This is a genomic window from Streptomyces sp. NPDC028289, assembly GCF_055565975.1.
The window spans coordinates 210,088-224,388 of sequence record NZ_JBVHTI010000010.1; the positions used below are offsets into that span (position 1 = coordinate 210,088).

Here is a 14,301-nt window from a genome sequence, read left to right on the forward strand (position 1 = left end):
CGCTCAGTTCGCGGCCGGGGCCAGGACGAGCAGGGCCGTCCCCGCCTCCACCTGGTCGCCGGGCCGGGCCAGGATCTCCGTCACCACACCGGGCATCGGCGCGTGCACCCTGGACTCCATCTTCATCGCCTCCAGGGCGAGGAGCGGCTGGCCCGCCGTCACCTCGTCGCCCGGCGCTACGTTCAACTGCCATACCGAGGCCGCGAACTCGGCCTCCACCAGGTGGCCGCCCGGCGGGACGGACACCTCGGCCGGTGCGGCCGCCGGTGTGACCGAGGCCTCCGCCCTCGCGAACTCGCCCGCCGCTTCCCACGCGTCGCGCTCCGCTCCGAAGGCCGTCTGCTGCCGTGACCGGAACCTCTCGATGGACACGGCCTGTTCGGTGAGGAACGCCTCGTACGCGGAGAGGGAGAAGGTGCCTTCCTCGATGCGCGGCACGAACCGGCCGGAGGTGATGTCGGCGCGCAGGTCGAGGAGTTCGTCCGCGGACACCGGATACCACCTGATCCGGTCGAAGAACCGCAGCAGCCACGGCATGCCCGGCTCGAACGCGCCGCGCTGCTGCCAGCCCGACCACACCTGGGTCGTACGGCCCACGAACTGGTAGCCGCCCGGGCCCTCCATGCCGTAGATGCACAGGTAGGCGCCGCCGATGCCGACGGAGTTCTCGGCGGTCCAGGTGCGGGCCGGGTTGTACTTCGTGGTGACCAGGCGGTGGCGCGGGTCCAGAGGGGTGGCGACCGGGGCGCCCAGGTACACGTCGCCGAGGCCGAGGACCAGGTACTCCGCGTCGAAGACCGTGCGGTAGACGTCATCGACCGAGTCCAGGCCGTTGATCCGGCGGATGAACTCGATGTTCCACGGGCACCAGGGGGCGTCGTCGCGGACGCCCGCCATGTAGCGGGCGATCGCCTCACGGGTCGCGGGGTCGTCCCAGGAGAGGGGGAGGTGAATCGTGCGGGAGGGCACCACCAGTTCGTCGGTGGGCGGGAGCGAGGCGACGATCTCCCGCACCGTGGCGAGGAGTTCGGACTGGGGGAGAGCGGCCGGGTCCGTCTGGACCTGGAGCGAGCGGATGCCGGGGGTGAGGTCCCTGACCCCGGGCAGGTCCGCCGCCGTCACCGCTTCCATCAGGGCGTGGACGCGCATCCGCAGGGCGAGGTCCAGCTGCATGGGGCCGAACTCGACCAGCAGGTTGTCGTCGCCGCTGCGCCGGTAGGTCACGTCACCGTCCCGGGCGAGGACACCGCCGTCGACGATCTCGGGGCGGGGCGCGCCCGTGACGTCGACGGGGGTGAAGCGGACCGTGTCGCCGGGGCGGAGCTGGCCGAGCTTCCAGCGTTCGCCGCTCAGGACGGTCGCGGGGCAGACGAAACCGCCCAGGGATGGGCCGTCGGGGCCGAGCAGGACCGGCATGTCGCCGGTGTAGTCGACGGCGCCGACCGAGTACGGGGTGTCGTGGATGTTGGAGGGGTGCAGGCCCGCCTCGCCGCCGTCGGTGCGTGCCCAGCGCGGCTTGGGGCCGACCAGGCGGACTCCGGTGCGCGCCGAGTTGAAGTGCACCTTCCACTCGGCCGCGTAGAAGTCGCGGATGTCGTCCTCGGTGAAGAACTCCGGGGCGGCATGCGGGCCTTCGACGGCCGCGAGCTGCCAGTCGGCGGTGAAGTGCGGGCGTTCGGCGACCGGCTCCCCGTCCGTCACGGCCCCGCCGTGCAGGACGTCACCCGTGCGCAGCGCCCGGCCGCCGTGGCCGCCGAACCGGCCCAGGGTGAAGGTGCTCGCGCTGCCGAGGAAGGCGGGGACGTCCAGGCCGCCGCCGGCGAACAGCACGTAGGTGCGCAGACCCTGCTCGGCAGGGGCGCCGATCTCCAGCAGGCCGCCCGCCGGGACGGTCACCGGCTCCCACTGGGCGGCCGGGGCGCCGTCGACCCTCACCGGGGCCGGGGCGCCGGTCACGCAGACGGTGGTGGGGTGGGTGAAGCGCAGGGACGGGCCCTGGAGGGTGCATTCGAGGCCGGGTGCGCCCTCCGGGTTGCCCAGGGCGCGGTTGCCCAGGCGGAAGGAGCGGTCGTCCATCGGGCCGCTCGGGGGGACGCCGACCTGCCAGTAGCCGGTGCGGCCCGGCCAGTCCTGGACCGTGGTGAGCGTGCCGGCGGCGACGACCTCGATCCGGGGCGTGGGGTCGGTGACCGTGGCGAGCGTGGCCGTGGAGTGGGCGGCGGAGTGGAAGCGGGGGTCGGCGAGCGCGGCGCGTACCAGGCCGAGGTTCGTCTCGATGCCGTCGACGCGGGTGCGGGCCAGTGCCTCGTCCAGCCGTCGCAGTGCCTCGGCGCGGTCTGACCCGTACGCGATCACCTTGGCGAGCATCGGGTCGTACGACGTCGTCACCTCGGTGCCGGTCTCCACCCAGCCGTCGACGCGCACGCCCGCCGGGAACTCCACCCGGGTCAGCAGGCCGGCGCTGGGCCGGTGTTCGCGGGAGGGGTCCTCGGCGTAGACGCGGGCCTCGACGGCGTGCCCGCGCGGTGTGCCCGGGTCGCGGACTACGTCGGTCTCGCCCCGGGCCAGGCGCAGCATCCAGGCGACCAGGTCGACGCCGTAGATCTCCTCGGTGACCGGATGTTCGACCTGGAGGCGGGTGTTGACCTCCAGGAAGTAGGCCTCCTCGCGGGCCGCGTCGTACACGAACTCGACCGTGCCGGCCGAGCGGTAGCCGACCGAGGCGCACAGATCGCGGGCGGACGCGGCGAGTTGGGCGCGGACCCGCGGGGGCAGGCCGGGGGCGGGGGCCTCCTCGACCACCTTCTGGTTGCGGCGCTGGAGGGAGCAGTCCCGGTCGCCGAAGGTGACGACCCGGCCTTCGCCGTCGCCGAAGACCTGGACCTCGACGTGGCGGGCGTGCTCGACCAGGCGTTCCAGGAAGACCCCGGCGGAGGAGAAGGACGCGGCGGCGACCCGCTGGACGCGGTCCCAGGCGTCGGTCAGTTCATCGACTGATCGGCATGCCGACATACCGATACCGCCGCCACCGCCGGTGGCCTTGAGCATGACGGGGTAGCCGATGGCGGACGCTTCGCGGCGGGCCTCGTCCAGGTCGGCCAGCAGCCCGGTGCCCGGCGCCAGGGGTACCCCCGCGGCCCGCGCGGCCGCCCGTGCGGTGTGCTTCGCGCCGAACAGCTCCAGCTGCTCGGGGGACGGGCCGACGAAGACGATCCCCGCCTCCTCGCAGCGGCGGGCGAAGGCGGCGTCCTCGGACAGGAAGCCGTAGCCGGGGTGGATCGCGCCCGCGCCGGTGTCCTTGGCCGCCTTGAGCACCAGGTCGGCGTCGAGGTACGACTCCCTCGCCGGGGCCGGGCCGAGCCGGACCGCCTCGTCGGCGAGGCGCACGTGCGGGGCCGAGCGGTCGGGGTCGGAGTAGACGGCGACCGTGCGCAGGCCCAGTTCGCGGGCGGTGCGGATGACACGTACGGCTATCTCGCCGCGGTTGGCGACCAGCAGCTTCTCGAAGGAGGTCATTCCGCGGCCCCGGCGATCGTCATCTGCACGGCCGTGGGATCGAAGCCGTTGCAGGGGTTGTTGATCTGGGGGCAGTTGGAGACCAGGACGAGGACGTCGCGTTCGGCGCGCAGGGTCAGCTTCCGGCCCGGGGCCGAGAGGCCGTCGACGATGCCGAGGGTGCCGTCCTTCTCGACGGGCACGTTCATGTACCAGTTGATGTTGGAGACCAGGTCGCGTTTGCCCAGGCCGTGACGCGCGCCCTCCGCCAGGAAGTTGTCGACACACGCGTGCTGTGACCAGGTGTGGTGGCCGTAGCGGAGGGTGTTGGACTCCTTGGAGCAGGCGCCGCCGACCGTGTCGTGCCGGCCGACCTCGTCGGCGGTCACCGTCATCAGCGGGGTGTGCTCGTTGGAGAGCAGCACGCTGCCGGTGGTGAGGAAGATGTTGCCCTGGGCGTGCACGGTGTCGGGCGCGCTGTAGCGGACCGAGGTGTCGTGGGCGTCGTAGACGAGGAAGTCGACGGCCTGGTTGCCGTGCAGGTCGGTGATGGTGAGGGTCTCGCCCCCGGGGATCACGGCGGACCAGGCCGCGCGGGCCGGGACGACGGTCTGCGTGCTCATGCGAGCCCCCTCGCGGCGAGGAATTCACGGGTGTTGAGGAAGGCGCGGCGGCCTTCGGGGGTGGCGTCCCAGAGGGGGGTACCGGGCGGGGTGGGCGCGGCGCGCCAGGCCAGGACCTCCAGGGGGGAGCTGACGTAGTCGGGGCGCGGGTCGGCCGGGTGCGGGACGTTCGCGATCAGCACGGTCACGTCCTGCTCGGTGCGGAGCGTGACGCTGCCGCCGGGGCCGGACGGGCCGGTGAAGTCCAGCGTGCCGTCCTCGCGTACCTCCACGCCCTGGAAGAACGACAGGGACGGCGGGAGGTCGCGCGGTTCCAGGCCGTTCTTGGCCGCCGCCAGCTTGAACAGCTCGCGTCCTGCGGGGGAGGGCGACTGCGGGGAGCCGTCGCCGTACCGCTCGGTGTTGCGGGCCAGGGTGGAGGTGCCGCAGAGCGCGTCGTGCCGGCCGGAGGTGTCGGCGACGACGGAGGCGAGGACCCGGCCCTGGTCGGAGAGGAGCAGTACGCCCTCACCGAGGTAGGCGTTCCACTGGACCTTGACCGTGTCGGCGACGTTCAGCCGTTCCCAGGGGCGGCCGTCGGCGTACAGCAGGAGGTGGGCACAGGCGTCGCCGACCGGGTCGGTCAGGCGCAGCTCGGTGCCGCGGGCCAGGACTCGGTGCGTGTAGTTGCCGCCCGCCACCGTCTCGGCCCACACCAGGTGTCCCGCCTCGCAGGGCGGGTCCGGCCAGTCGGCGGCCGGTACGACGGGCATGGCCTCGGCGCGGGTGCCCTCCTGGGCGCGGGCGTGCGCGCGGGCTCCGTACGTGGTCGCTGTCGCCATCGCTGACCTCCGGCTCCTTCGGCTGCGGGGGAGATTTCTGTCGCTCGACAGAAATTAGGGGCGGGTCGGGTCGGCGGCGTTGCCGTCGCGTTCCGGCCCGGTTACCGAGGGCTCACCGGGTGCGGCGGTCCAGTGGTCGCGGCGTCGGCGTGATCGCCGTACGGCGTCGTGTGCGAGGATCGAACGCATGGGGACGAGCAGTGGCCGCCGGGTCGGCCGGCCGCGGGCCGCGCAGCGACCGGACAGCGGTCTCGAGCCGCGGGCCGAACTGCTCGCGGCGGCCGCCGAGTTGTTCACCACCCGTGGCTACGCGGCCACCACCACCCGGGCCGTCGCCGAGCGGGCGGGCATGCGGCAGGCGTCGATGTACCACTACGTCTCCGGCAAGGAGGAACTCCTCGCCGAGCTGCTTGAGTCCACCGTCACGCCGTCCCTGGCCTGCGCGCGCGAGCTGCTCGCCGACGATGCGACACCGGCCGAGGAGCGGCTGCGGGTCCTGTGCCGGGCCGACGTGGAGCTGCTGTGCGCCGGGCCGCACAATCTCGGCGCGCTCTACCTGCTGCCCGAGGTGCACACCGAACGGTTCGCCGGCTTCCACGCCGTACGCGCCGAACTCAAGGACGCCTACCGGCAGCTGATCGCCGGTACGGCGGCCGGCGGGGCGCTGGCCAAGGGGGAGCTGGAGCTGCGGACCGATCTCGTCTTCGGGCTGATCGAGGGTGTCATCCTCGTCCACCGCTCCGAACCCGAGCGCCCCGCCCGCGAGTTCGCCCGCGCCACGGCCGAGGCCGCGCTGCGGATCGTGGGGGTCTGAGGAGTCTCGCGGGGCGGCGGAGGTTCCGCTCCGGAGGCTCCTTTCACTCGTCACGGTGAGTGACTTTCGTACGCTCGTGCGTGGTAACTGGATGTGTTCGAATGAATGCCCTCCGTGTAAAACGACCGAGGGTACTCCAGTCCTTCGGGCGTTTTCAGGTGCTTGCCGAATATGACACGGCGATGATCCGGTCGGACTAAGCTCGCCCGCGGCGCACCGAGTTGAGGTGAATTCGTGCGCCTGTTCCCAAACATACGGAAGATCCAGACTGCTCCATGAACCTTCCCCCCACGAGCTCCCCCGACACCCAGCCGATTCGTCTCAGAAGGCATACATGGTGAGTGTGCAATCGCCTCCCGATGGCCGTGAACTTTCCCTGGCGCGCGTGCTGTTGCTGCCCGCCATACTGATGGCCGCGGCGACCGCCGCCGCCGTCGTCCTGGTGGCGGGATCCGCCCGGGTCGCCGTCGGCGTGTGCGGGGCCGTCGGCATGCTGCTGGTGCTCGCGACGGCGGCGGAAGCGGTGCGCCGCGGCCGTAGGCTCCGGGACGCCCGGGCCGAGCACGACCGTCACAGCGCGTATCTGGAACGGCGCCTCACCGCGAGCGAGGAGGAGATCGAGCACCTCGGCCGGGAGGTCTTCCCGACCGCGCTCTACCGGCTCAAGGCCGGTGAGTCACCCAAAGAGGTGGTTCGCCAGCTCTTCGACGTCGACCCGCGGATGCGCCACGCCCCCGAGTCGCAGCGGCGGCTGATCCGCATCATGCTCGACATCGTCGACGAGGAGGACCTCCAGCGCGACTCCCTGGAGCGTTCGTTCGTCAGCGTCGCCCGGCGCGTCCAGGCCATCGTCCACCAGCAGGCCCACGAACTGCGGGAGATGGAGGAGGACCACGGCCGCAACCCCGAGGTCTTCGACGACCTGCTGCGCATCGACCACGGCACCGCGCTGATCGGACGCCTCGCCGACTCGGTCTCCGTGCTCGGCGGCGGCCGCCCCGGCCGCCAGTGGCCCAACCCCGTCGCCCTCTACAGCGTGCTGCGCGGCGCCATGTCCCGGATCCTGGAGTACCGGCGCATCGAGCTGCACTCCATCTGCCAGGTCAACATCAAGGGCACCTCCGTCGAGCCGGTCATCCACGCGGCCGCCGAACTCCTCGACAACGCCACCCGCTACTCGCCGCCCTCCACCAAGGTGCACGTCACCGCCGTCGAGGTGCAGTCCGGCGTGTGCATCGAGATCGAGGACGCCGGCGTCACCCTCAACGAGGAGGCCCGCGACCGTCTGGAGGGCCTGCTGGAGAAGGCCAAGCAGGGCAAGGACATCCAGGTCCTCGGCGAGAACCCGCGCCTCGGCCTCTCCGTCGTGGGCCGCCTGTGCAAGACGTACAACATGGACGTCTCGCTGCGCGCCTCCGCCTACGGCGGCGTCCGGGCCGTCCTCATCGTGCCCAGCGACATGATGACCACCGACCCCGCCCCCGGCATCGCCCACGGCATCGGCGCCACCGGCATCCCCAAGCCCGAACTCGGCGCCCTCGAAGGCCCCAAGCGCCCGCCCAAGCGGCGCCGGCCCACCAGCCCCCGCATCCCCGCCGGGATCTCCATGGAGGACGACGTCCCCGAGGTCACCGAATGGACGGCGGGCGGGCTGCCGCAGCGGCGCAGCCGGATGAAGACGCCGCTCAGTCAGCGGATCGCCGAGCAGGCCGCCATCGAGCGCGCCGAACGCGAGGGCAACCCGACCATCTGGTCGCAGCACAAGGAGCCCGAGCCCGAGCAGCCGGAGCCGGAGCGTCGTGAACCCGGCCTCTGGGTCGAGGCGTTCTGGGAGGGGCTCAAGAAGAACAACCCGGGTGTCCACCCCACCGACTTCACCCGGAACCCCACCAAGTACCTGCATCTGATCAACGATCCGGCCGGCACCGAGGCCGACGACGAGGGGGACCTCAAGTGATCCAGCAGCGAGGCAACTTCGACTGGATGCTCAAGCAACTCGCCGACGGCGTACCGGGCGTCGAGATGATCGTCGTGCTCTCCGCCGACGGCCTGCGCATCGCCCGGCACGGCGGCGACCCCGACGCCGCCGACCGGCTCGCCGCGGCCTGCGCGGGCGTGCAGAGCCTGGCCAGTGCCGTCGCCCAGGAACTCCCCATCAGCAACGGGGACATGAACCTCGTCCTGATCGAGATCGACAGAGGTTACTTCTACCTCATGTCCGCCGGTGCCAACGCCTACCTCGCCGTGCTCGCCGACGTCACCTGCGAACCGGGCCGGATGAGCGAGATGATGCGCGACCTCGTCGTCCGCATCGGCGCCCACCTCACCAGTCCGCCCCGGCGGAACGGGCAGACCGTATGACTCCTCCGCAACGCAAACGGCGCCAACCCAGGCCGGAACTCGCTCCGCCCCCGGTCCCGTCCGTGCCGCCGACCCCCGAGAACGGCGGCGAGGACGAGGACAACAAGAACCCCGAACGGCTCTACGTCATCAGCGGTGCCGACGGCGCCCGGGCCGAACTCGACCTGGTCACCTTAATCGTGGCGCGCGCCGCCGCACCGCCCTCCGTCACCCCGGAGCAGGCGGCGCTGCTCCGGCTCTGTCTCGCCCCGCTGTCCGTGGCCGAGCTCTCGGCCTACCTCAACCTGCCGTTCAGCGCGATGACGGCGCTGATCACCGAGCTGATCACGGCCGAACTGGTGCAGGCGCGCGCCCCGATCGTCCGCCAGGCGCTCCCCGACCGTTCACTTCTCGAAGCGGTGATGCATGGACTTCAAAAGCTCTGACACGATCCCCGGCCCCCGCACCGAGGACCATCTCCCGCACACCGCCCAGGCCGCGGTGAAGATCGTGATCGTGGGCGGCTTCGGGGTCGGCAAGACCACGATGGTCGGTTCCGTCAGCGAGATCAGACCGCTGACCACCGAGGAGACCATGACCCAGGCCGGCATCGGGGTCGACGACAACTACGGCTCCGACTCCAAGACCGCCACCACCGTGGCCATGGACTTCGGCCGCATCAGCATCACCGACCAACTGGTCCTCTACCTCTTCGGCACCCCCGGCCAGGAACGCTTCTGGTTCCTGTGGAACGGCCTGTTCGAAGGCGCCCTCGGCGCGGTCGTGCTCATCGACACCCGGCGCCTGGAGGTCAGCTTCGACGTGATGGGGCGCCTGGAGGAGCGCGGGGTGCCGTTCGTCGTCGCCGTCAACTCCTTCCCGGACGCGCCCCGTTACCCCGTCGAGGAACTGCGCACCGCGCTGGACCTGCCCCCCGACGTCCCCATCATCGAGTGCGACGCCCGCCGCCGGGCCTCCAGCCGTGACGTCCTGATGACCCTGATGCGCTTCCTGCACTCGCTCGCCATGTCCGGCGCGCTCACCTGACCCCCCTTTCGGATTTCGGACTCTCTCGAACTCTTTCGGATCTCTTCGGAGCGATCACTGTGACGCCTGAATCCCCCCTCCCGGCCGGCGCCAGCACGGACCCGGTCCCGCCGCCCGGCTGCCCGGCGCACGACCGCGGCCCCGGCGGACTGCAGCGGCTCTACGGCGCCGACGCGGACCACCTGGGCGAGCTGTACGAGAAGCTGCGCGAGGAACACGGCTCCGTGGCCCCCGTCCTGCTCCACGACGACGTACCGGTCTGGGTGGTCCTCGGGCTCACCGAGAACCTCCAGATGGTCCGCACCCCCGCCGTCTTCACCCGGGACAGCCGCATCTGGACCCCGCTGCGCGAGGGCATGGTCAAGCCCGACCACCCCCTCATGCCGCACATCGCCTGGCAGCCCATCTGCTCGCACGCCGAGGGCGACGAACACCTGCGGCTGCGGACGGCGGTCCAGGGCGCCATGACCACCATCGACCACCGCAGCATCCGCCGCCTCATCGGCCGCTACACCCAGCTGCTGGTCAACGAGTTCTGCGAGAAGGGCCGCGCCGAACTGGTCTCCCAGTACTCCGAGCACCTGCCGATGGCCGTCATGTGCGAACTGCTCGGCATGCCCGAGGAGTACAACGACCGGATCGTGGAGGCCACCCGGGACGCGCTCAAGGGCACCGAGACCGCGATCGCCAGCAACGAGTACGTCATGGGCTGCCTGACCCGGCTCACCGCCCGCCGCCGGGCCCGCCCCGAGGACGACTTCGCCAGCCACCTCGTCAACCACCCGGCCGGGCTCAATGACGACGAGGTCGCCCAGCACCTGCGGGTCGTCCTCTACGCCGCCTACGAGACCACCGCCAACCTCCTCGCCAACGCGCTGCGCATGGTCCTCACCGAGCCCGGCTTCCGTGCCCAGCTCAACGGCGGCCAGATGACCGTGCCCGAGGCCATCGAGCAGTCCCTGTGGGACGAGCCGCCGTTCAGCACCGTCTTCGCCTACTTCGCCAAGCAGGACACGGAACTCGGCGGCCAGCGCATCCGCAAGGGCGACGGACTGCTCTACGCGCCCGCGCCGGGCAACGTCGACCCGCGCGTCCGCCCCGACCTGAACGCCAACATGCAGGGCAACCGCTCCCACCTGGCCTTCGGCGGCGGCCCGCACGAATGCCCCGGCCAGGACATCGGCCGTGCCATCGCCGACGTCGGCGTCGACCAGCTGCTGACCCGGCTCTCCGACATCCAGCTCGACTGCGACGAGGAGGAGCTGCGCTGGCGCGCCTCCATCGCCTCCCGGCACCTGGTGGAACTGCCGGTGCGCTTCGACCCCAAGCCGAAGCAGGACGTCACCCTCATGCCGAGCCCGGCCCTCGTCCCCCCGCAGCGCACCGACTGGCAGGTCGGCATCCCCCGTCCGGCAGCACCGGAGCCGGTCCCCGCCCCCGAGCCCAGGCCGGCGGCGCAGGTGGCCGTGTCCGCCTCCGAGCCGGCCGGCCCGCGCGGGATCTGGCCCAGGCTGCGCCGTTGGTGGCTGGGCCGCTAGCGGCTCGGCCGCCCGGCCCAGTCCTCGTACGACTCCCACGCCTGCAGCGTCCGACCGCTGCACAGCCGGTGCTCCACCCTCGTGACCGGATCGGTGAACTCCAGCCGCCGCGCCAGCAGTTGCAGCGGCCGCCGGAAGTCGCCGTCCGGCACGGGGCCCATCACCACGGGATACAGCGGATCCCCGAGGATCGGCACACCCAACGCGCTCATGTGCACGCGCAGTTGATGGGTCTGTCCGGTGTGCGGGGTGAGCCGGTACCGCCCCAGGTCACCTCGGCGTTCGACCAGCTCGACGAGGGTCTCCGCGTTGGGTTCCCCGTCGATCTCCCGGGCCGCGGGCACCCCGCGCTCCTTCAGGATGCGACTGCGCACGGTCCGGGAAACGGCGAGCGAAGGGTCGTACGGCGCGATCGCCTCGTACTCCTTGCGCACCCGACGCTCGCTGAACAGCGTCTGGTACGCCCCCCGCTCCTCGGGCCGCACGGTGAACAGCACGAGCCCGGCGGTGAGCCGGTCCAGCCGGTGAGCGGCCCCGAGCGCGGGAATCCCCAGCTCCCGCCGCAGCCGGGCGAGAGCGGTCTCGGTGACATGACTGCCGCGGGGGGTGGTGGCGAGGAAGTGCGGCTTGTCGACGACGACGAGGTGATCGTCCCGGTGGACGACTCGGAGGAGGAAGGGGACGGGAACTTCCGAGGGCAGGTCGCGGTGGAACCATAGGTAGCGGCCGGGGGTGTAGGGGGCGTGTGCAGCGACGGATTGTCCGTCGACGTCGACGACGAACCCCGAGTTCAGCATCTCTTCCACGACTCCGGGTGCCGCTCCGGAGAGCCGGGCCACGAGATATTCGCCGACGGTGGCCCACTCCTCGGAGAAGGGCAACCGCACCCGAACAGGGTCCACCCCTTGACGCTGGGGGAGCGGGGAGGGCGGGGCAGCGGTCTTACGTCTCATTGCGGCCAAGGGTAAGTCGGACGCCCCCTCCTTGGGGGCGCGGGGAACTGCGCGACCAGCCGCACTCCACCCGCACCCGACCGACTACGCCACAGCCTCCGGCACAGCGACCGCACTTCGGGACCCCGCCCGGGTGAGCCTCCAAACGGCGCCCACCACGACTGTCCCGACCAGGAACAGCACGGTGAACCACCGGAAGTACCAGTGGCCCCCGCTGGGGTCGTACACCGCCCCCCGAGGCCACGCCAGATTCACGGTCATCACCAGCCCGTACAGCAGCGCGCCCGCGTTCACCGGCACCCCCCACCGCCCCAGCGAGAACAACGGCGCCCCGGTCTCGTCCGCCCCCTCGACCCGGAACTCCCCGCGCAGCCGCCGCACCAGCAGCGGCCCGGTCACCATCGCGTAAGCGAGGTACAGCATCACGATGCAGGTCGTCCCGATCGCCAGGAACGCGTCCGGCGACGCGAAGTTGAGCAGCAGCAGTACGGCGGCCAGCACCCCCACCACCACGGCCGGCGCCCCCGGCATCCCGGTACGCGGATTCACCCGCGCCAGCCGCCCGGCGAACGGCAGCTGCCCGTCCCGCGCCATGGAGAACAGCATCCGCGAGGCCGCTGTCTGGATCGCCAGTGTCGCCACCGCGATCGCCACCACCACGTCGGCCAGCAGCACCCGGCCCACCCCGTCCCCGAGGCTGCTGGTGAGCACGTAGCTGAGCCCGTCGACCCCGAGGTGTCCGTCGGTCAGGCTGGGCGCGGCCAGCAGGCCGCCGAGGATGACCAGCCCGCCGAGCAGGCCCGCGGCGGTCAGCGCCGTGAGGATGGTGCGCGGCGCCGTACGGCGCGGGTGGTGCGTCTCCTCGCTCATCTCGCCCGCGCTGTCGAAGCCGATCATCACGTACGCGGCCGTGAACGAGCCGACCAGGAGAGCGCCCAGCAGACCGCCCTCGGCGGCCGTACCGGTGTGGAACGTGATGCCCGGGGAGCGCTTGGAGTGGGTGAGCAGCAGTACGACGATCAGTACCGCGCCGATGATCTCGGCGGTCACCCCGACCCGGTTGATCACGGACATCACCCGGTTGTCCATGATGTTCACGAGGGTGGTCAGCACCAGCAGGACGACGCCCAGTACGGCGGCGTTGGCGGCCCCGTCGGCCGAGGTCACCGCGGTGTCGGTGCCGATCAGCTGGAAACCGGACCACAGCGCGGGCAGCACCATCTGGAGGGCGAGCGCGGCCGCCGCGACCACCACGATCTGCCCGATCACCATGATCCAGCCGGCGAACCAGCCGAAGGACGGGTTCGACAGGCGTGAGGACCACTGGTAGATGGCGCCGGAGATCGGGTAGCGGCCGGCCAGTTCGGCGAAGCAGGCGGCCACCAGCAACTGGCCGGCCAGCACGGCCGGCCAGGCCCAGAAGAAGACCGGGCCGCCGAACGCGTACCCGAAGGCGAAGAACTGGAAGACGGTCGTCAGTACGGAGATGAAGGAGAACCCGGCGGCGAACGAGGCGTACCGGCCGAGGCTGCGGTGCAGCTCCTGGCGGTAGCCGAACTCCTCCAGGGAGCGGTCGTCGGGTTCCACGGGGCGGTCGTCGAGTGTCGTCACGGCGGCACCTGCCTGTCAGGCGGACTTCCTGTCGAGGACGGAAATCGCGGATTTCCTGTCGGGCGACAGAAATTAGGGACCGGCTGTTTCGGACGCGTCACGCGGGCGTGTCCGGGGCGGGCCCAAGTCCTCACGCTCTTGCGTGGCCCGCGCAGACGCGATACATCGTGTGTATTGACGAGTCCGCTCGACTCGCGATATGTTCGGCCACGGATATTCGGAGGCGAGGAGGTCGTTGTGGCGGTGAAGCGGCGCAAGCTCAGCAATCCCCTGGCGCTCGTCGTCCTGACGACCCTCTGGCAGAAGCCGATGCATCCGTACGAGATAGCCCAGACCATGCGCCGCCAGGGCAAGGACACCAGCACCCGGATCAACTACGGCTCGCTCTACACGGTCATGCAGAACCTGGAGAAGCACGGCTTCGTCGAGGTCGCCGACGTGGAGCGGCAGGGCAACCGCCCGGAGCGCACGGTCTACGGCATCACCGACGCCGGGCGCGAGGAGATGGTCCACTGGCTGTCCGACCTGATGGCCGTCCCGGCCAAGGAGTACCCGATCTTCGAGACGGCGCTCTCGCTGATGGGCGCCCTGCCGCCCGACGAGGTCGCCCGCCTGCTGGAGGGGCGGCTGAGCTCCCTGGAGGTGGAGGTCGCCGGCGGCAGGGCCGTGCTGGAGAAGCTGCACGAGACGCTGCCCCGGCTCTTCGTCGTCGAGGTCGAGTACCACCTGCACATGCTGGAGGCGCAGACCGAGTGGGTCCGCGGCTTCGTGCGGGAGATACGGGACGGTTCGCTGCCGGGCGTCGAGGGCTGGCGCCGGTTCCACGAGACCGGTGAGTTCCCGCCGGAGTTCACGGAGGTGGAGCAGCAGTAGAGGAAGCTGCGAGAGAGACAGACCCCGGCAGAGCTGTTGCAGCAGCTCCGCCAGGGTCTCGAACCCCGAGCTGAACCCGCCGTGAGGCAGATCCGGGCGATCGAGGTGCGGCACACCCAGGATAGCCCGGTGCTCCTCATGCGGATCAGCTGTCATCCCCTGTCATCTGTCATCCGCTCACACAGG

Annotated in this window: 12 protein-coding genes; 7 read left to right on the top strand and 5 right to left on the bottom strand. The window is 71.3% G+C overall.

The features are described from left to right. Positions 1–3: 3 nt before the first annotated feature. Genes ACZ4UV_RS43375 through ACZ4UV_RS43385 form a run of 3 tightly spaced genes read right to left on the bottom strand, consistent with a single transcriptional unit; the run spans position 4 to position 4,939 of the window. Positions 4–3,516 (bottom strand): 5-oxoprolinase/urea amidolyase family protein, encoded by a 3,513-nt coding sequence (locus ACZ4UV_RS43375; RefSeq protein ID WP_451017206.1) that lies wholly within the window; start codon positions 3,514–3,516, stop codon positions 4–6. Beyond that, on the bottom strand, positions 3,513–4,118 hold the full coding sequence (locus ACZ4UV_RS43380; protein WP_451017205.1) for an urea amidolyase associated protein UAAP2: 606 nt from the start codon (positions 4,116–4,118) through the stop codon (positions 3,513–3,515). The genes ACZ4UV_RS43375 and ACZ4UV_RS43380 overlap by 4 nt, the downstream gene beginning before the upstream one ends. Next, complete coding sequence (locus ACZ4UV_RS43385; protein WP_351490230.1) at positions 4,115–4,939, bottom strand: urea amidolyase associated protein UAAP1; 825 nt, start codon at positions 4,937–4,939, stop codon at positions 4,115–4,117. The genes ACZ4UV_RS43380 and ACZ4UV_RS43385 overlap by 4 nt, the downstream gene beginning before the upstream one ends. 187 nt (positions 4,940–5,126) lie before the next feature. On the opposite strand from ACZ4UV_RS43385, the gene ACZ4UV_RS43390 reads away from it, so the two are divergent. The 6 genes from ACZ4UV_RS43390 to ACZ4UV_RS43415 all read left to right on the top strand — a co-directional run bounded on the left by ACZ4UV_RS43390 (position 5,127) and on the right by ACZ4UV_RS43415 (position 10,678). Then, on the top strand, positions 5,127–5,753 hold the full coding sequence (locus ACZ4UV_RS43390; RefSeq protein WP_351490233.1) for a TetR/AcrR family transcriptional regulator: 627 nt from the start codon (positions 5,127–5,129) through the stop codon (positions 5,751–5,753). Positions 5,754–6,087: 334 nt separating this feature from the next. After that, a complete protein-coding gene (locus ACZ4UV_RS43395) occupies positions 6,088–7,710 on the top strand; it encodes a sensor histidine kinase (protein WP_390046224.1) in 1,623 nt (540 codons plus the stop codon). Then, on the top strand, positions 7,707–8,114 hold the full coding sequence (locus ACZ4UV_RS43400) for a roadblock/LC7 domain-containing protein (RefSeq protein WP_089103096.1): 408 nt from the start codon (positions 7,707–7,709) through the stop codon (positions 8,112–8,114). The genes ACZ4UV_RS43395 and ACZ4UV_RS43400 overlap by 4 nt, the downstream gene beginning before the upstream one ends. Continuing rightward, on the top strand, positions 8,111–8,539 hold the full coding sequence (locus ACZ4UV_RS43405; protein ID WP_451017203.1) for a DUF742 domain-containing protein: 429 nt from the start codon (positions 8,111–8,113) through the stop codon (positions 8,537–8,539). The genes ACZ4UV_RS43400 and ACZ4UV_RS43405 overlap by 4 nt, the downstream gene beginning before the upstream one ends. Next, positions 8,520–9,140, top strand: a complete 621-nt coding sequence (locus ACZ4UV_RS43410; RefSeq protein WP_390046228.1) for a GTP-binding protein — start codon at positions 8,520–8,522, stop codon at positions 9,138–9,140. The genes ACZ4UV_RS43405 and ACZ4UV_RS43410 overlap by 20 nt, the downstream gene beginning before the upstream one ends. Positions 9,141–9,199: 59 nt before the next feature. After that, on the top strand, positions 9,200–10,678 hold the full coding sequence (locus ACZ4UV_RS43415) for a cytochrome P450 (protein ID WP_451017202.1): 1,479 nt from the start codon (positions 9,200–9,202) through the stop codon (positions 10,676–10,678). On the opposite strand, the gene ACZ4UV_RS43420 is transcribed toward ACZ4UV_RS43415, so the two are convergent. Both ACZ4UV_RS43420 and ACZ4UV_RS43425 read right to left on the bottom strand, forming a co-directional pair. Then, on the bottom strand, positions 10,675–11,631 hold the full coding sequence (locus ACZ4UV_RS43420) for an RluA family pseudouridine synthase (protein WP_467845886.1): 957 nt from the start codon (positions 11,629–11,631) through the stop codon (positions 10,675–10,677). The genes ACZ4UV_RS43415 and ACZ4UV_RS43420 overlap by 4 nt on opposite strands. 84 nt (positions 11,632–11,715) lie before the next feature. Further along, the gene (locus tag ACZ4UV_RS43425; RefSeq protein WP_467845888.1) at positions 11,716–13,242 is read right to left on the bottom strand and encodes an amino acid permease; all 1,527 of its coding nucleotides are present in this window, start codon (positions 13,240–13,242) and stop codon (positions 11,716–11,718) included. A gap of 237 nt (positions 13,243–13,479) precedes the next feature. Here ACZ4UV_RS43425 and ACZ4UV_RS43430 point away from each other — a divergent pair, with 237 nt between their 5' ends. Further along, positions 13,480–14,115, top strand: coding sequence for a PadR family transcriptional regulator (locus tag ACZ4UV_RS43430; protein WP_294002736.1), 636 nt, complete (start codon positions 13,480–13,482; stop codon positions 14,113–14,115). The last annotated feature ends 186 nt before the right edge of the window (positions 14,116–14,301 follow it).